General features: G+C 68.1%; 17 protein-coding genes. 9 read left to right on the forward strand and 8 right to left on the reverse strand.

Annotated elements, in window-relative coordinates:
* The first annotated feature begins 168 nt into the window (after nucleotides 1-168).
* Nucleotides 169-543, forward strand: a complete 375-nt coding sequence (locus ACIO3R_RS15770; RefSeq protein ID WP_385351405.1) for an ATP-binding protein — start codon at nucleotides 169-171, stop codon at nucleotides 541-543.
* Between the two features lie 57 nt (nucleotides 544-600).
* Here the strand turns inward: ACIO3R_RS15770 and ACIO3R_RS15775 are convergent, their stop codons facing one another.
* From ACIO3R_RS15775 to ACIO3R_RS15785, 3 genes are all read right to left on the reverse strand, one after another.
* Complete coding sequence (locus ACIO3R_RS15775; protein WP_385351169.1) at nucleotides 601-948, reverse strand: DUF5955 family protein; 348 nt, start codon at nucleotides 946-948, stop codon at nucleotides 601-603.
* Complete coding sequence (locus ACIO3R_RS15780) at nucleotides 945-1,526, reverse strand: DUF6232 family protein (RefSeq protein ID WP_385038854.1); 582 nt, start codon at nucleotides 1,524-1,526, stop codon at nucleotides 945-947. Before ACIO3R_RS15780 ends, ACIO3R_RS15775 begins: the two co-directional genes overlap by 4 nt.
* Nucleotides 1,527-1,705: 179 nt before the next feature.
* A complete protein-coding gene (locus tag ACIO3R_RS15785) occupies nucleotides 1,706-2,110 on the reverse strand; it encodes an ATP-binding protein (protein WP_402106004.1) in 405 nt (134 codons plus the stop codon).
* Nucleotides 2,111-2,223: 113 nt separating this feature from the next.
* Between ACIO3R_RS15785 and ACIO3R_RS15790 the strand changes: the two genes are divergently transcribed.
* The 4 genes from ACIO3R_RS15790 to ACIO3R_RS15805 all read left to right on the forward strand — a co-directional run bounded on the left by ACIO3R_RS15790 (nucleotide 2,224) and on the right by ACIO3R_RS15805 (nucleotide 5,031).
* Nucleotides 2,224-3,048: a Scr1 family TA system antitoxin-like transcriptional regulator gene (locus ACIO3R_RS15790; protein WP_402106006.1), complete on the forward strand. Its 825-nt coding sequence runs from the start codon at nucleotides 2,224-2,226 to the stop codon at nucleotides 3,046-3,048.
* Nucleotides 3,045-3,284, forward strand: coding sequence for a DUF397 domain-containing protein (locus ACIO3R_RS15795; protein ID WP_385038845.1), 240 nt, complete (start codon nucleotides 3,045-3,047; stop codon nucleotides 3,282-3,284). The genes ACIO3R_RS15790 and ACIO3R_RS15795 overlap by 4 nt, the downstream gene beginning before the upstream one ends.
* Nucleotides 3,285-3,339: 55 nt before the next feature.
* Nucleotides 3,340-3,579 carry a DUF397 domain-containing protein gene (locus ACIO3R_RS15800; RefSeq protein WP_401293812.1) on the forward strand — a complete coding sequence of 80 codons (240 nt, stop codon included), beginning with the start codon at nucleotides 3,340-3,342 and terminating at the stop codon, nucleotides 3,577-3,579.
* A gap of 654 nt (nucleotides 3,580-4,233) precedes the next feature.
* Entirely contained in the window at nucleotides 4,234-5,031 is a 798-nt protein-coding gene (locus ACIO3R_RS15805; RefSeq protein WP_385038839.1) for a DUF4253 domain-containing protein, read from the forward strand.
* A 271-nt stretch (nucleotides 5,032-5,302) separates the two neighbouring features.
* Here the strand turns inward: ACIO3R_RS15805 and ACIO3R_RS15810 are convergent, their stop codons facing one another.
* The 4 genes from ACIO3R_RS15810 to ACIO3R_RS15825 form a co-directional block, all read right to left on the reverse strand.
* Nucleotides 5,303-5,710 carry a hypothetical protein gene (locus ACIO3R_RS15810; protein ID WP_402106008.1) on the reverse strand — a complete coding sequence of 136 codons (408 nt, stop codon included), beginning with the start codon at nucleotides 5,708-5,710 and terminating at the stop codon, nucleotides 5,303-5,305.
* Nucleotides 5,707-7,272: a hypothetical protein gene (locus ACIO3R_RS15815; protein ID WP_402106010.1), complete on the reverse strand. Its 1,566-nt coding sequence runs from the start codon at nucleotides 7,270-7,272 to the stop codon at nucleotides 5,707-5,709. Before ACIO3R_RS15815 ends, ACIO3R_RS15810 begins: the two co-directional genes overlap by 4 nt.
* Before the next feature lie 545 nt (nucleotides 7,273-7,817).
* Nucleotides 7,818-8,738: a MarR family transcriptional regulator gene (locus ACIO3R_RS15820; protein WP_402106012.1), complete on the reverse strand. Its 921-nt coding sequence runs from the start codon at nucleotides 8,736-8,738 to the stop codon at nucleotides 7,818-7,820.
* Between the two features lie 391 nt (nucleotides 8,739-9,129).
* The gene (locus ACIO3R_RS15825; RefSeq protein WP_402106014.1) at nucleotides 9,130-10,539 is read right to left on the reverse strand and encodes a helix-turn-helix domain-containing protein; all 1,410 of its coding nucleotides are present in this window, start codon (nucleotides 10,537-10,539) and stop codon (nucleotides 9,130-9,132) included.
* A gap of 209 nt (nucleotides 10,540-10,748) precedes the next feature.
* On the opposite strand from ACIO3R_RS15825, the gene ACIO3R_RS15830 reads away from it, so the two are divergent.
* A complete protein-coding gene (locus ACIO3R_RS15830) occupies nucleotides 10,749-11,549 on the forward strand; it encodes a DUF4232 domain-containing protein (RefSeq protein ID WP_402106016.1) in 801 nt (266 codons plus the stop codon).
* Between the two features lie 80 nt (nucleotides 11,550-11,629).
* Here the strand turns inward: ACIO3R_RS15830 and ACIO3R_RS15835 are convergent, their stop codons facing one another.
* Nucleotides 11,630-14,377 carry an ABC transporter substrate-binding protein gene (locus ACIO3R_RS15835; RefSeq protein WP_402106017.1) on the reverse strand — a complete coding sequence of 916 codons (2,748 nt, stop codon included), beginning with the start codon at nucleotides 14,375-14,377 and terminating at the stop codon, nucleotides 11,630-11,632.
* 412 nt (nucleotides 14,378-14,789) lie between these two features.
* Here ACIO3R_RS15835 and ACIO3R_RS15840 point away from each other — a divergent pair, with 412 nt between their 5' ends.
* From ACIO3R_RS15840 to ACIO3R_RS15850, 3 genes are all read left to right on the forward strand, one after another.
* Nucleotides 14,790-15,527 carry a DUF4232 domain-containing protein gene (locus tag ACIO3R_RS15840; protein ID WP_402106019.1) on the forward strand — a complete coding sequence of 246 codons (738 nt, stop codon included), beginning with the start codon at nucleotides 14,790-14,792 and terminating at the stop codon, nucleotides 15,525-15,527.
* 129 nt (nucleotides 15,528-15,656) lie between these two features.
* Nucleotides 15,657-16,484 carry a DUF4232 domain-containing protein gene (locus ACIO3R_RS15845; protein ID WP_402106021.1) on the forward strand — a complete coding sequence of 276 codons (828 nt, stop codon included), beginning with the start codon at nucleotides 15,657-15,659 and terminating at the stop codon, nucleotides 16,482-16,484.
* A gap of 134 nt (nucleotides 16,485-16,618) precedes the next feature.
* A complete protein-coding gene (locus ACIO3R_RS15850) occupies nucleotides 16,619-17,149 on the forward strand; it encodes a HEAT repeat domain-containing protein (RefSeq protein WP_402106023.1) in 531 nt (176 codons plus the stop codon).
* The last annotated feature ends 3 nt before the right edge of the window (nucleotides 17,150-17,152 follow it).

The raw sequence follows: 17,152 nt of genomic DNA on the forward strand, positions 1-17,152 counted from the left end.
GAGGAGGCCGCCGCACGCCTCGGAACGGACGGTCACTCGTTCGGGCCAATTTCGGATATCCGGCAAGGGCTCGGGTACACGCAGCGAAGACCGGCCGCCGAGCCATTCCCTCTGGGGTGATTCCACATGACAGACCAATGCTCCACACCCGACTTCGCCGCTGCGGAAATGTCCTCGGAGTCCGCACCCCCACCGCTCCGGGCGGCGGAGGCCCGCGAGGCCGCCGCCGCCTTCGTCGCCAAGCTGAATCCGGCGCCGTCCGCCCGTGCGGTCCAGAATCTGGTGCTGCTCTCGTCGGAGCTGGTGACGAACGCGATCCGGTACGCCGGAGGCGTCACCGCCCTGTCGTTCGGAGCCGACCAAGGCGCCCTGCACGTACGGGTCGTCGACCCCAGCCCCACCCAGCCGCAGTGCCGCGTCCCGGACCTGACCGGCCGGACGGGCGGCTTCGGCTGGCCGATGGTCCTCCGGCTGGCCAGCAGCGTCACCGTCCGCCGTCACGGCAGCCGCGGAAAGACCATCCTCGCGACGCTGGCCCGCTGAGGGATCCCCCCTTGCGCCGCGTACGGCGTTTGCACGTAGGGCTGTTGGGCGTCCGGCTCAGACAGCGCCCAGGAGGCCGAGCACCTTCCGGACCGCCTCGATCACCGGTTCCCCGACCGTCGACACCGTGGCGGCAATCCCGGCGACCGCCAGCAGCGCGCGGTGCCGCTCCTCGGGTGCCGGCGGCGCGCCGGCCTCTCCGGTGAGGGCCGGAAGATTGTCGTCGAGGACCCGGGCACTGGCGGGCGGGAGCTGCCCCCGCAGCTCACCGACCAGCCACAGCAGTTCCCGTACCGCCTCCCGCAGCTCCGGGGAGACGGGCTCGGCGGCGGGCTGCGCGTAATGGTTGTTCTGAATGCCCGTGTTCCCCGAGCCGCCGTACATGTTCACGTTGTCGCCGGTCATGAATTCGCAATCCCCACGTTCCCGGATCCGCCGTACATATTGACGTTGTCCCCGTAGTGGTAGATCTGGGGACTCGCGCTGATTCCCTCCACCCGCACGGTGAACTCCGCTTCCGGATTGTCGATCGCGTGCGTGATGCGGCCGACGAGTTCGATCAGATGGTTCGGGTCGTGGCTGGTCACCATCGCCGTCGACAGCCCCGACGTCTCCACGGCGAGCACGAAGTGCTCGCGGGCCGCCAGGACCTTCGTCATCTCCAGCAGGAAGTAGGCCAGCGCACCCGCCGCCCCGAGCCACACGAAGAAGATGAACGGGCCACCGCCGCTCTCTCCCCGGCTCAGGGTCGCCACCCCGTCCACCAGCAGGATGAGCACGGTCAGGCCCACCGCCATCACGAGCATCAACGCCACACGCTTGCAGAAGAGCGCGATGGCCTCCTTGCGACGCGGACGCAGCACGAACGTGAACACGCGGACGATGTTCTCCAGCGGATACGCGGCGGGCCCGACCCACAGCAGCCGCTTGCTGATCCTGAGGTCCACCGCGCGCGCGAACGGCGACGGCGCGGGCGCGCCCATCGGACGCGGCGGTACGGCCGGTGGTTCCACTGTTCCCCCTATGAATGATCCGCTCGCCGCGAAGGAACCATTAAGCGCCGCGCTCTTCGTCAGCGCAACCGAAAATCCCTCAACGACGCTTCTCCTCCATGGGGTTGGCGGAATCTCACCACCCGGACCGCCCCCGGAGCCCCCTGCCGTCACCGCTCCCTGCGGAACTGGCACCAGACCACCTTGCCGGGGCTGCGCTCCCCCACCCCCCATCCGTCGGAGTACGCCGCCACGATCAGCAGCCCCCGCCCCGACTCCCCGTCCGGCTCCCGCACCGCGGGCGTCCCGTCCCCGCTGTCGTGCACCTCGACCCGCAGCAACTGCCCCGCCTCGCTGAGCATCAGCCGCACCCGGTACCCGCGCCCCGGCGGCACCCCGTGCACCAGGGCGTTGGTCGCCAGCTCGCTCACGCAGAGGAGTACGTCGTCGGCCCGCGCCCCGTACCCCCAGTCCTGGGCGGCCGTCCGCACGAACTCCCGCACGAACCGCACCGATCGGCGCTCACGCCGACAGAACCGCTCGCGCATCAGCACGAGTTGCATCGTCTCGTTCATGGGACGAGAGTCACACTCTGTGACTACGCTGATGCACTACGTGTGCCCGTACAGATTTCTTGTACGTCCCGATCACGCGTGAAGTACGGACAAGAGTGGGGAGTGGGGACCGTATGCACCCCAGGAATCGGCAGCGCAAGAACGCGTCGGCAATGAAGCTCGTGGGCGCGCTCGTGGCGCGGTTCCGCATCGCCGCAGGACTGACCCAGCGCCAACTGGCCGAACAGGCCTGCGCCCAGCCGGAGACCATCGCCTCCATCGAACAGGGCCGCCGCACCCTGCTCCCTCCCCTGGCCCGTGTCCTGGACAGCCTCCTGGACACGAAGGGCACGCTGGAGACGGCGGTGGACAACATGCCGGAGGTGGACCTGATCCCGGCGTGGGCGGAGCAGTACATGGACCTGGAGCGGTCGGCGCTGGCGTTGTCGTTCTTCGCCAATCAGGTTCTGCCCGGCCTGTTGCAGACGGAGACATACGCGCGGGCCGTCTTCGGCAGCCGCGTTCCCGCGTTCAGCCCGGAGGAGATCGACACCCACGTCAGCAACCGGCTGGAGCGTCAGGAGATCATGCGGCGCACACTGCCGCCCACCACGAGCTTCATCCTCTCCGAGGCGATCGTGCGGGCACCCCTGGGCGGCCCCGTGGTGCATGAGGAGACCCTGCGCCACCTGCGCGCATGTGCCGATCTCCCCGGATTCGCGCTCCAGATCATGCCCCTGGACCGGGCCACGCACGCAGCCCTCGACGGCCCGTTCATCCTGCTGGAAACACCGGACTACCAACACATCGCCTACACCGAAACCCAGCGTGGCAGCCAGCTCATCGCCGACCCGGACGACATCAGCATCCTTGCCCAGAGATATGCGATGCTGCGGACGCAGGCCCTCAACGTCGAGGACACGAAGCGCCTGCTGGACCGGCTGCTAGGAGAGTTATGAGCACCGTACATACGTGGTTCAAGTCCAGCTACAGCGGCAGCGACGGCGGCGAATGCCTCGAAGTCGCCTACGACTGGCGGAAGTCCAGCTACAGCAGCGAGCAAGGCGGCGCCTGCGTCGAGGTCGCCGCTCATCCCCGCGCCGTGCACGTCCGTGACTCCAAGAACCCCGAAGGCCCCGCGCTCACCCTCGCCCCCGCCACCTGGGCCGCGTTCACCGGGCACGTGGGACGCTGACGGAACGAGCGTCAGTGGCTGCAAGGGGACTGCTGGACCGGCGGCTAGGAGAGTGATGAGCACCGCACATACGTGGTTCAAGTCCAGCTACAGCGGCAGCGAGGGCGGCGAATGCCTCGAAGTCGCCTACGACTGGCGGAAGTCCAGCTACAGCAGCGACGAGGGTGGCGAGTGCGTCGAGGTCGCCGCTCATCCCCGCGCCGTGCACGTCCGTGACTCCAAGAACCCCGAAGGCCCCGCGCTCACCCTCGCCCCCGCCACCTGGGCCGCGTTCACCGGGCACGTAGGACGCTGACGGGACGAGTGTCAGTGGGGGCGCATAAGGGCTGTCCGGCGGATCTTGAACAGTCGGCGCGCACGTACGGCAGTGCTGAAGCGCGGAGACTGCCTGGTACCGGCATGGTCAGGCACCACCAGGTGCTGCAACTATGTGAGCATCTTCGGGCCGGGCGTAACTCGCGTTTCTGGCCTGTGAGCAGTCGGAGCGGAGCGACACCATGGCATGGCTAGTAGGAACAGGCGGGTTCTTGGGGCTGCTGGCGATCGCCCTGGGAATCGTGACACTGCGGACGGGGTGGATCCTGCCCACCGCGCGTCGCCACGTCGCCAGGCCGACGCTCCACGGCCTCGGTGGCCTGCTCACGGGCGCGTCCGTACTTATGCAGAGCCTCTTCTACTTTGGAATCTTGCCGAGCGTTTCCTGGAATCTCCGTTTCTTCGGCGGAATCGCCTTCCTGTTCGCTGGGCTCCTCCTCATCTCTCTCAGCCAACTGCGGCCGCTCCGCCGAAACCGGGACTACGCCGGTCCTTCAGGCGCCTGATGGACCGCGCTTCACTGAACAAAACGGCTTCGCCGAGCTCGAACGCTGTCTCCTGTGCGAGGGCAACACCGTGCACCGGATCGGCCTGCGACTGACCTGATCCGCCGGACACGCCCTAGGGTTTCGGCATGGCGATGCTCCCGAACCCTCTCCGCTCTCCGGCCGACACCGGGCTGGAACTCCCGCCCGGCACACGCGTGGTCGACACGGCCGACGGCGTGTGGGACGAACCACTGCTCTGGTACGGGGACGAGTCCGCGTCCCCCGGCTCATGGGCCTTGCTGCGCGCGTTGGGGCGGCCCGTCGGGCTGCTTCCGGTGCTGATCGACGGCGGGATGCGCACCCAGTGGCCCGAGCGATGGGACCTCATGCCGGCCCGGATGACGTACCCCGGGGACCATGACGCCGAGGATGTCCTGAGCGAGGTGTGGGAGGCGTACGCCGAGGACGAGCTCGACCTCGGCGACTCCGGGGCCGACTGGCCGGGCCTGGCTCCCGTGCCGGCCGAGGCGGGGCCGGACACCCCGGACGGTCTGGCGGCCGAGATCGCGGACCAGATGACCCAGATGGACTTCTCGCCGGGCGGGATGCGGGCGGCGCTGGTGCCCGCGCGGCGCAGTGCGGACATACCGGCGGCGATCGGCTGGTCGGGGCCGCTCAACCACGAGAACGACGTGGCGCGGCTCTGCGCGGTGCTGCGTTCCTGGGAGGACCGGTTCGGTGCCCGTGTCGTGGTGCTCGGCTTCGACACGATGGTCGTCTCCGTGAGCCGCCCGCCGACCACGGCGGCCGAGGCCGAGGCGCTGGCCGCCGAGCACTTCGCGTTCTGCCCGGACAACATCCAGCAGTCGACGCTCAACACCCTCCTGACGTACGCGGAGAAGGCGGTGCTGAACCAGGAGACGTGGGCGTTCTGGTGGGACTGAAGACCGCGTGGCGTGAGTGGGGTCCGGCCAGCTAGCGCAAGGTCGACGCGCGAGCTGCCACCGGGCCCAGGACTTCGGTGCAGTCGAGCTGCGGGCGGGGCCGACCTGTGACGCGGCGAGGGTGGTGACCGCGCGGACGGCCTTGAGGCTGATCTTCCCCGAGCGGTATCTGGTTCCAGGGAAGGGATTCCACCTGCTTGCGGAGCCTCTTCGTGATGCGCTCAACGATCACGATGTAGTGGGCGCCCCGCCCGCGCAGACATGTCGCCCCTCAGCCCAGCACGCGCCCGATGGCCTGGACCACCGGCAGGGCAGAGGCAAGTGCCGAGACCCCCGTCGTTCCCACTTCCAGGTAGCCGCGAAGCCGCTCCAGGCGACCCGGGGACGGGCTTCTCGACTGTGCGATGTCAGCGGTGATGGAGGTGATTTCGGAGCGGACCCCGTCCGTCTCGTCCGTCGGCGTCAGCAGTTGCAGATGCTCACGGAGCGCGTTCATCGCCTCCAGCAGTTCGCGCGTCGCCTCGTCGGTGACAGCGCTCCCGGCGGGTGCTGCCTGGTGGACGGCGTGCCCATGGGAGCCCGTCGCGACGGCTCCCCCGAACATCCTCCCGATGCGCACGTCTCCGCCGCCCCTACCCGGTTCGTTCCGGGTGGCGTCCGGCTGTCCGTCCTCGTTCATCGCATCCCCGCCCTGATAGTGGTGTTGTCGGCCCGGCCTCGCTCGCCCACGGCAACCGCGCCCCCGGTGACCTGGCCGAGTGCCGCCCCGCCAGTCATGTGCCTGATGAAGAGCCCGCCGTCTCCGACGTTGATGATCTGCTGCTCGAAACGGTCCGTCTGATAGCCGCTCTGCTCCAGGGCGTCCCGGACACCCGAGGCGATCCGGTCCTGAACCGTCTTGACGTACCGACTCACGTCCATCTCCTGGAACAGGGAGGACATCGGTGCGCTGCCCATCTCCCGGATGGACTTGACGGGTGCGCTCGGCATCGCGCTCTCCGGCTCCAACAACCATGTCCGGAACACCATGAGACCGGTGCGCAGGGCCGAGATCCCGGTAGCCGCCGAGACACTCGGTGCCGCGAACAAGGCCCTGACGACATCGCTCGGCCAGTCCCTGGCGGCGACGGACGTGCTCGGTCCGAGGAGGAGTGCCCGCAACACCGTGCGCGGCAGGTCCCGCACCCGGCCGGAACGGGCGGCTACCGCATCGACCTCCATGAACTCCTCCTTGATCGGACCGAGCACATGCGGAGCGACTTCCAGGACGAGCATCCGCCCTTGCGTGTGCACCCGTACGAAAATGGTGACCACGACCTGTTCGTCCCACGCACCGACCCTGACGCGCAGGAAGTGGCGGCGCCCCTCGGCCCCCTCGTTCACCGACGCATCGATGTGCTGCCGAATCTGCTCGCGTCCGAAGATGGCTTCATCGCCTCGGCCGGCACCGGGAGGCAGATAGACGAACTCCTCGATCTCCAGGTCCTTGAGCCTGTCCCTCCCGGTGCGGGACGCCGACTCGCGGAGCGACTCCAGACGTGGCGTGATCAGATCGATGATGTTCCGCGACGTGAGGACGGTGTCACCGGCGGCCCCCTGAACCGGAATGGTCGCTTTGCCAGTGCCCTCGTCACGCTTGCGCTGCAACTCCAGTGCCAGCGACCAGGGCTGGTGCGGGATCCCCGCACCGACGAAGGGGAGCTGAGGGTTGTAGACCGCCCCTGATGCATGCTGTTCACTCGCGATGAGCCGCTGTAGCCGAAAGTATCGCTCCGAGTCCGGCAGCTGAATGCCACGGCCTCCCACCTGTTGCAGACGGAACGTCTCCGCGGCGAGAGAACTGCGGAGGGTCTGGATCACACAAGCCCGATGCACCCATACGACGCACGCCATCAGCAACGGAATCAGCACGACGGCGGGAGTGCCCCTCCATGCGAACAGCGCCGCGACCCAGTAGCCGGCGTTGAGCGCCCAGAACACAAGTGTGAGGACGACGGCCGACACCTTGCGGACGAACCGCAGCTTCCGGAACCCGTCGAGCAGCGGCGCCCCCACGTAACGGTCGACCGGGAGACCGGAGACGTATCTGGCCAGCAGCATTCCCAGGCACACCAGGGCGTACCACAGCGCCCAGAGGTGATCGAGAACAAAGCCTGGGAGCTGGAGATGGAACTGGTCGAACGTTTTGCTTCCCGCCGCGAAGAAGCCGATCCAGACGACCAGCAGCGCGACTGCGGCCATGACCTCCTGGCGCCGGGCGTGCAGTGCGTGTGCAAGGACGGAGAGGACGTCAACACCCAGTGAAGGTGCGACGGTTCGGTCTTCGTGACTGACGAGTTCGTCGACGACCTGCCGGCGGAAGACAGGGCTCAGATAACTTCCCGCACAGAGCAGCCTGGTGGCCTCACTACCGGCATGAGGTGGTGGTGGCGATCCGTTCATGTTTCCCATTCAACGTTCCCGTAAGGAATTCACTCAGGTGGGCAATTCACGGTAGCCGGTCCCTGTCAGGGGTCCAAACGGAAAGGACGACAGTCCCCGAAAGGCTGATCTCTCCAGTTGATTTCACGCCATGATCTTTTCTATGGAATCCCGCCCGGAACCTCCTCGGAAAACCGCATTCCACATCCTTCGTGGCGCGTTCTCTTGCGACCCCGAGCAGGACCCGTTGCAGGGCTTCGGCGCAGTCGGGTGATGCCCGCTTCCTGACGGGCGGCCAGGTTGGGCGAGAACAGCCGCCCTGACACGTCGCGCTACCGCACCTCCGCTGCATAACGCATGTGTCCTCAGGGGGCTTTGAGGAGGTCGCGGAGTCCGGCGACGCGTTGGGTGACGTCGCGTTCGGCTTCGGCGGGCGGGGTGACCTGGGTGTCGGTGGTGTCGGGTTCGGGGTGTCGGCAGGGGTGGCAGAGGCCGTCGGGGAGCGCTTCGGGGTGGCCGGGGGTGCCGCATTCGGTGCACTCCATCATCACGCGCCGGACGGAGATTCCGGCGGGCGGCGGTGTGGGGGTGGTGGGGAGTGCGGGCGGGATTTTGTCGTGGAGGCGGCGGCGGACGAAGCCGACGGGTGAGTCGACGCGGGCGGGGAGTCCGGCGGTGAGGGCGCGGGTGAGGTAGTCGGCGTCCACGCCGCGTGCGAACCAGCGCTCGGCCAGGGCTTCCAGGGCCGTGCAGTCGGCGGCGGAGAGCGCGAGGCGCGCGTCGGCCCGCCCGATCCCGGCCAGCGCGAGGTACGCGGGGGTGTGGGCGGGGACCGTGTCCCGCGCGGGCTGGTGCGCCGGCTCCCGTACGGGCACGGGCGCCGGCTCGGGAGCGGGTTCGGGTGCGGGCGCGGGTTCGGGGGTCAGGTGGTTCGTCCACCATTCGTTGTCGTGGGCGGTCCGTGACCAGTAGGTCCGGAACACCCACCGCACCTGGTCTCCGGCGCCGACCGCGCACCGTACGCGCCGCAGGTGTCCGGCCACCGACAGCGCGGTCAGGGCGGAGCTGACGGCCTGCTGCCCGTACAGCGGGATCTGCTTGGCGAGGGCCTTCACGCTCATCGTGGCGCCCTCGGGCAGCCGCTCGATGAACGCGGCGACATACCGCTCCCGCAAGGGCAGCGGGTCGAAGTCAGCTGCGCTGGGCGAGGGTTGCTCCGGAACGGATCGCTTGCCGTAACCGGGACGGGCCATCGGGTACGGGGGCGACACTGCGGACGCGGACACGGCGGGACTAAAGTGCTCAACAACCACGAGATCGGGTCTCTTTCGATCTTGGAGGTCAGACCCCGGCTCGGTGCTGATTACACCGGTCGGGGTCGTTCAGTTCTCGCACCGTAGACAGTCGCGACGCTCCGTCGCAAGCTGTCACCATTAGTCATACTTGCTGGCCGTGACGGGTCAGGGAGGTCAGGAAGGTTTTCCCAACCACCCTTCTTTCCCCACCGGTTAAAAGAAGACGCTCGAACCTCGCAGCTCGAATCTCGACGCTCGAATCCCAAGCCCCAAGACCCGGGCCGACCTGCCCCTCCGTACGCTCGAACGAGTGAACCGCCCCTCTCGGGGCTCGGATCTCGAAGCCCGGGACCCGAGACCCGAGCCACGAGATTCGGGGGCGTCAGTCGGTCTCCCACTTGGAGTTGTTCCTGTTGTAGCGGTACTCCGGCCGGCCCGCGATGCTGCTCGTACGGAACGGCTTTCCGCCGTCGTCGACGCGCATCGTGCCCGTCTGGCCGCCGCTGCTCCACTCCAGCTCCAGGTACCACTGCACGTCGTGGCCCTCCACGTGCGCGTCGAGGTCGAAGACCTCCACGTCGTTGGAAGAGACACGGAACGGGAAGTCCTTCGCCGGGACCTTCTTGTCCCCCTGTTGCCCCGCCACGGGAGTGAGCGTGGGACGGCTGTTGTCCAGGGCGATGTCGAAGGACTGGGGCTCGATTCCGCTACCGCAGCCGTCGCCCATCGAGAACGCGGACCGCTTCAGGGGCGCGCTGCGGTTCAGCACCCGCACGTTGAGGTCCTTCAGGACGACCGCCTGCTCCGAGGTGCCCTGAACGGTGAGTTCGATCCTCATCTGGCCGCCGTCCACCCCGCCCAGCGCGCGGGCCCAGCCACGGGTGTCCTGCGGCACGGGCGGCGGAGGCACGACCTCGGCGTCCTGCTCCAGCAGGTAGAACTGCCCGCAGGGCTCTTCCCAGTTGTACGAGCTGATGGTGACGGTCGGCGGCCGGCCGGGGGCGGCCTTCGGCTCGGCCCCCGCCTGCTGCGAGGCGGTCTCGGAGGTGTCCGCGGTCGGTTTGGCCGACCCGGTGGTCGCGGAGGCGCTCGGCTTCCGCGACGGGCTGGGCGACGTGGAGGGGCTCTCCGAGGCGTCGGCCACGGCGCCCGCCTTCCGGTCGTCCCCGGGGTGCTTGGCGCCCGAGGCGTTCGCTGCGGTGTCCTCGCTCGCCCCGGCGAGCTGGTTGGCGACGACGGCGGTCGGCACGGTGAGCGCGACGACGGCCGCCGCCGCGAGCAGGACGCGCGTACGGGCGGACGCGCGCCGCCAGCGGTTGCCCGAGGGGGCGGACCCGGCCAGGTGCTCACGCTCCAGTTCGGAAGCGGGCGCGGGCTCGGGGGCGCGTTCAGGCGCGGGCGCGGGTACGGCTGCGGCCGTCGGCTCGCGCTTGTCCTCGGGCTTGTCCTCGGGCTCGGGAGCCGGTGCTCTGCCCACGGCGGACACCGCACGGGCATCGGCCCCGGGCCCGGCGGCCGCCGCCCCGGATTCCGGCTTCCCGCGTCGCCGCGCGGCCTCGGCGACGATCCACCGCCGGTGCAACTCCACGAGTTCGTCGGACGTGGCCCCGCACAGCCGGGCCAACCGTTCGACGGACCCGTACTCGTTGGGGACGGCGTCCCCGTTGCAGTATCGATGGAGCGTCGACGTGCTGACGTGCAGCTTCGTGGCGAGCACCCCGTAACTGCGTCCCGAACGGTCCTTCAGTTCCTTGAGCAGGGCCGCGAAATCTTCGGCCTCCGGCGTCGCCACTTGCAGCGTTCCCCCTCCTGATTCGTCCCGGAACACCATTCCAGGGACGTGGAATCTGCCCAGGTCACAGTACGCGCAGACGTTCCAGCATCCCCAATGGCTCGGCAGGCGTTGCGGCCGGAATCCGCCGCCCCGCAGTCTGTGACCACACCGCAGAACAACCAGCGCCGAACCGCACAACAACCACCACCTTCACGGGGAGTACCACCATGCGCAGCAACCGCATCCGCACCACCGTCATCGCCGCCACCGCACTCCTGGCCGCCCTCTCGCTCACCGCATGCAGCGGTGACAACGGCAGCACCAGCGACAACGGCAAGGCGGGAGCGTCCGCCCCGGCAGCGAACAGCGCCGCCACGCAGTCCCAGCCCCCGGCCGCCGCACCGGAGAAGGACGCCACCGGTGCCGACAGCGGCACGCCGAACAGCGGCACGCGGAACGTCGGCACGCAGAACAGCGGCACGCGGAACGCCGGCACGCAGAACAGTGGAAGCGGCACGACGACGAATAACGCGCCGCCCGCCACGAACGGCGACAAGGGCACCGCCGGCTCCGTGGAGCAGGCGAGCAAGACCACCTACAGCAAGCCCGTCACCTGCACCGGCGACAACACCAAGACGGCCGTGAGCAAGGTGAGCCGCCCGATCAACCACCTGCTGCTGACCGTGACCAACACCGGCTCCAAGCTCTGCAACGCCTACTACGCACCCAAGCTCCGCTTCGACGACGCCCAGGCCGTCTTCCCGATCCTGGACGACAGCCAGCCCCAGGCCGTCGTGACACTGGCGCCGGGCGAGTCCGCCTACGCCGCCATCGGCCTGACCGGCGAGCCCGGCGCCGGCCCGGCCCCGCGCAAGGCCGCCCACCTCCAGGTCAACTTCGCCGGCAAGAGCAACGTCGGCTCCACGGGCACCCCCGCCGAGCTGAAGCTCCCGGCCAACACCTACTGGGACGACAACGGCTTCGTCACCTACTGGCAGACCGAGATGGCCGACGCCCTCCAGTACTGAACGGCCGCCAAAGGAACCGGGTGATGCCCTTGCGGGCATCACCCGGTTCCTGCATGGCGTCCAGGAGCGCGCACCGGCCGTCAGGTGGCCGGATCCGACGGGTGGCGGTCGTCGGGGCACGGGTATTTGCTCGTATCCCCCTCTGGCCCCCAGCGGGTCAGATTATCTTTACCGTCACCGAAATTCCCACACTTCAGGACAACGGAATAGCTGCTCTCGGATCCGCCGGCACTACCGGACGAAGACGGATCAGAATCACGAACAACGTATATGGCCTTATTGACGGGCACGCGCGAGTCATCACTGAAATCGATTACACCGGTGACTCCCGAAAAATCCCCTTTGAAGTCGTCATGCAACGACACCGACACCGCGGACTTGTCGAAGCCTTCACCTGCGATGTACGCCCTTTCGATCGCATGCGCCAGAACCTTGACCCCGTCATAACCAAGTGCGGCATGACTGTCCTGAAGCATCTTGTCGTTACTCTTTTCTCCTTTATAAAATTTCTTGTAACTAGCGACGAAATCGCCTGATCTATAAGTATCGGCTCCCCGGGGAGCCGCAAGCATGACATGGTAAAGCGAGAGACCCTGATTGAGGGTCGGCCTGTCCTCGTCAAGCATCGCGTTGGTCACGTCGTCCCCTCCCAGCACGGTCAAGGGGGTCGCCTGCTCATTGCAGGGCGTGTCCTTGAACTTGCCGAGGAATACCACCAGCTCTTGGGCGCGCGCAGTCCAGACGATCGGCATGTTCCTGGACCTGATTTTGTCGCAGACGTCCTTCGCCAGGCCACCCAGGCTACCGATACGCGAAGGCACGTACCTCATGGGCAAAGGTTCTCCGTCCGCGAATACCTTGATAAAGTCATCGGAAAGATTCCTACTGTATTCATCCTTCGGATTACTCACGACGATCGCCATGCTATTTGAACCCGCGGTGCGCTTCGGCAGGACACCGGGCTGCCCCTTGAGGAACGCTTTCATGATGTGCGCCTGACGGCGATTGTTCGGCGCCAGTTGGTAGTACAGATCGGACGCCGCGTTGTTCTCCACCATGGTGTCTGCCGTCGCAGAAGTACCGATCATCGAAATATGCTTCTCGGCGAATGCTTGCATGGCATCGTGCGTCTCCGGTCGGCTCTGTCCGAATCCGACCACTCCTGCGATCCGTTCTTCATCGGTCCGCTCGACGACTTTATTGGCCACTCTCCGAGCCGCCTTGAATCCCGGCCCGGCATTGGCCAGCAGCACTCTCAACCCCACCGACCTGATGTCGCGATCCGCGAGAACATTATTTTCGTGCTGGGCAAGGGCCACCCCATGCAGCTCAGCCAGTGAGCCACCCAGGTCCGCGGCATTACCACTCATCGGGCCGAAGTAGACGACCGTGCGCACCTCTCGCCCCTTCTCTTTCGCCAACTCTTCGGCCGTTCCATTGCCGTCTGCAATCTTTGCAAAGAGATCTCCGAAACCCTTCGCCATTCCATCGAATCGCTGGGCTTCTGTTCCGTCACTCAGCCCAAGGCACCCAGGGCCGTAGTCGTTTTCGAACTGATTGGACGGACATTTCTCGTCGAAGAGAGAAAATCCCGCGAAGTACCACCCTCCGATCAGCCCCGCACCTATCGCCGCCGCCGTCACACAACGCAGCGCGATCCCTGCGACCGGCCCCCACCGGAAGACCCTGGTCATGATCTTTGGGTGGCGATCGGCCGACCACTCCGCCACCTCCGCCTCGGGCCGGACCGGCACCGCCACGGCCACCAGACCGTTCCTGGACCGCATTCCGGAGCGAAGTGCCTCCGCCGCGCCCTCGAAGTCCGCCTGCGGCTCCACCGCCAGCTCCACCGCGAACTCCGGCTGGACGCAGCCGACCACCAGCGTCGACCTGCTGCCCAGCTTCTCGGCGGCCACCAGGTACTCGGCCAGGAACCGCTGCAGCCGATTCCTGTCCGGGCCGCCCGGACGAGCGTCGGACGGTCCGCGATCCACCGGCCCCGCGTCCTCGACGAACAGGACGAAGCGGGTGACCCGGCGACGGCGCCACGGCGACAGCATCCGGTGCCGCAACGCGCCGTCCAGATCGGAGAGCAGCGCCCGCAACAGTGCGTTCTCGACCACCTCCGGGTCCGCGTTCCGGCCGCCCGGCGCGAGGTCCTGAACCGAGGCGAAGAAGTTTCTCACCGGATCCCCGTGCAGCTGTTGGGCCCAGGTCGCGTACCAGTTCCGGTTGCGGGCCCGGAGCATCCGGCGACCGATGCGGTATCCGTACCAGGGCTCGGCCAGCCAGTCCATCCATAGGTCGACCAGGAACTTGACCGGCTGCGCCCACCCCGACGCCTGCTCACGCAGTTGGTCGCGCAGCCGGCCCCGGCCGGTTCGCCGCAGATGTTCGGTGTACGCCGCCCGGCGCACCTCCCTGGCCCGACCGGCTCCGCTCTCGGTCGGCTCCACGCCGACGACGATGTCGCGCAGCAGCCAGTAGGAAGGGAACCTGAGCTTGCCGGTGCCGACAGGCATCGCTTCGATGAGGTCCTGCGTGATGTGCTCGTAGAGCAGGGTCACCGGCCCCGCCTGGTACTCCGCGCTCGGCCTGATTACCGCGTGCGGCGCCAGCCCGGCGCTGTCCGCCAAGAGCCGCTTCCGCAGGGAATGCAGCAGGGAGTTCAGGACGGTATGGGTGGTAGCCGTCTCTCCCTCCCCTGCGAGCAGCACCAACGCTGCGGCGTTCTGCCGGCCCGGCGGCTCCACGACCACGGCGTCCAACGCCTCGCCGAAGCGGTCCATCGCCCTGCCCGCAGCAGTTGGTGTGTGTAAGGGGCTCATGCTCCCAATCCTCCATCCCCGGTGAGCTCTCCTGCTGGGAAACAGAAGTTTTCGAAGCGCGACAGATCGACCCTCAGTCCGTCGAACGCCGCCGTTTCCCCGCCTTGTCCGTCCCGGAATACCGTTCCAGGGACATCGGATCTGCGCAGGTCAGAGGGTGCGCAGGCATTCCAGCATCCCCAATGGCCCGGCAGGCGTTGCGGCCGGAATCCATCGCCCCGCAGTCTGTGACCACACCGCAGCGACAACGGGGGACGAGCAATGAAAACGCTCTTCCGCATCGAGCTCATCGATGTCCTTGCCATCGGGGTGGTGATCGTGACCGGCACCGTCGTCATGATCCTCATCCACCGGCACTGAACGACCCGCACCGCACCTCACACACCCTCACCACTTCACGGGGAGCACCACCATGCGCAGCAACCGCATCCGCACCACCGTCCTGGCCGCCACCGCACTCCTGGCCGCCCTCTCGCTCACCGCATGCAACGGTGACGACGGCAGCACCAGTGACAACGGCAAGGCGGGAGCGTCCGCTCCCGCTGCGGACAGCGCAGGCAAGCAGGACCAGTCCGCAGCACCGGAGAAGGACGGCACCGACGCCACCGACGCCGACGCCACGACCGGGGGAAGCGGCACGACGAAGAACACCGCGCCGCCCGCCGACAGCGACGGGAAGAACACCGGCGGCTCCACGAACAAGCCGGGCAACACCAGCAACGGCAAGGACGCCACCTGCACCGGCGACAACACCAAGGTGACCGTCACCAAGGTGAGCCGCCCGGTCAACCACCTGCTGCTGACCGTGACGAACGCGGGCTCCAAGCTCTGCAACGCCTACTACGCACCCAAGCTCCGCTTCGACGACGCCCAGGCCGTCTTCCCGATCCTGGACGACAGCCAGCCCCAGGCCGTCGTGACGCTCGACCCGGGCCAGTCCGCCTACGCCTCGATCGGCCTGACCGGCGAGCCCGGCAGCGGCCCGGCCCCGCGCAAGGGCACCCACCTCCAGGTCAACTTCGCCGGCAAAAACCCCGGAAGCACCTCGGGCACCGCCGCCGAGCTGTCGCTCCCGGCCAACACCTCCTGGGACGACAACGGCTTCGTCACCTACTGGCAGACCGAGATGGCCGACGCCCTCCAGTACTGAACAACCAGTACGGAACAGGCAGTACTGAACAACCAGTACGGAACAACCGGCGCTGGACAACTGGCACCGAAGAACCGCACAGACCATCAGCACCACCACCAGCGAAACCACTTCACGGGGAGTACCACCATGCGCAGCAACCGCATCCGCACCACCGTCCTGGCCGCCACCGCGCTCCTGGCCGCCCTCTCGCTCACCGCGTGCAGCGGCGAGAGCGGCAGCGGCGAGAGCGGCAGCGGCGAGAGCAGCAAGGCGGGAGCGGCCGCTCCGGTGGCGAACACCATCGACCAGCAGGCCACCGCCCAGCCCGAGTCCCACGCCACGTCCCAGCCCGAGTCCCAGGCCACCTCCCAGCCCCAGACCGCCGCACCGAAGGCGGGCGCCACCGAAGCCCCCGTCACCCACTCCGGCACCAAGTCCGGCGGCAGCGGCAACGGCAGCGGCACGACGAAGAGCACCGTGCCGCCCGTCAAGACCGGCGCGAACAAGGCAGGCAACACCGCCGGCACTACCAGCTCCACCACCAGCACCAAGACGGTCACGTGCACCGGCAGCAACACCAAGGTCACCGTCACCAAGGTGAGCCGCCCGATCAACCACCTGCTGCTGACCGTGACCAACACCGGCTCCAAGCTCTGCAACGCCTACTACGCACCCAAGCTCCGCTTCGACGACGCCCAGGCCGTCTTCCCGATCCTGGACGACAGCCAGCCCCAGGCCGTCGTGACACTGGCGCCGGGCGAGTCCGCCTACGCCGCCATCGGCCTGACCGGCGAGCCCGGCGCCGGCCCGGCCCCGCGCAAGGCCGCCCACCTCCAGGTCAACTTCGCCGGCAAGAGCAACGTCGGCTCCACGGGCACCCCCGCCGAGCTGAAGCTCCCGGCCAACACCTACTGGGACGACAACGGCTTCGTCACCTACTGGCAGACCGAGATGGCCGACGCCCTCCAGTACTGAGCCCCGTCCGCCCCGTCCGCCCCTTCTGCCGCGCCTGCCCTGCCCGTCCCCCGTCCACCCCGCCCACCGGCGGGGCAGGCGGGGCGCGGGCGTGTACGGGGAGTGCGCCGCCTCCCACGGGGAAGCCACTCCCCATGGACCGGACAGAGAGCCTCATCGACCAGTTCCGCGCAGAGCCCCCCGAGAGCGACAGAAGACGCGAACTCGTCGCGGGGATAGGCGACATACTCGCGGACCGGCCCGACCACCCGGCGGCCCTCACGTTCCTCGCTTCGGTGACCGAGGACACCGAGGAGTACGAACTCGCCAGGATCGAGGCGACGACCGCCCTGCGGCTGTCGCCGCCCACCCGGGACACCCACCGCCAGCGGGCCGCCCGCGCGCTGCTGGCCGTGATGCGCGGGCCCGACGAGGACCTGGTGCGGCAGTACGCGGCCATGGCGCTCGGCCCCTACGCGGACGACCCGGAGGTCCACGACGCGATGGCGGCCGCCGTCCTCTCCGACGAGGACCAGCTCGTCCGGGACAACGCCCTGGCCGCGCTCAACCACGCGGGCCCGAGCGAGAACCGGGCCGAGGTCCTGCGCCGGCTGGCCGACGACCGCGCCCTGGGCCGGGAGGCGGCTCGTATCCTCACCGCCTGGGGCGGCGAACCGGCGCTCTGAGCA

The organism is Streptomyces sp. NPDC087428 (genome assembly GCF_044744085.1).
Taxonomy (GTDB): Bacteria; Actinomycetota; Actinomycetes; order Streptomycetales; family Streptomycetaceae; genus Streptomyces.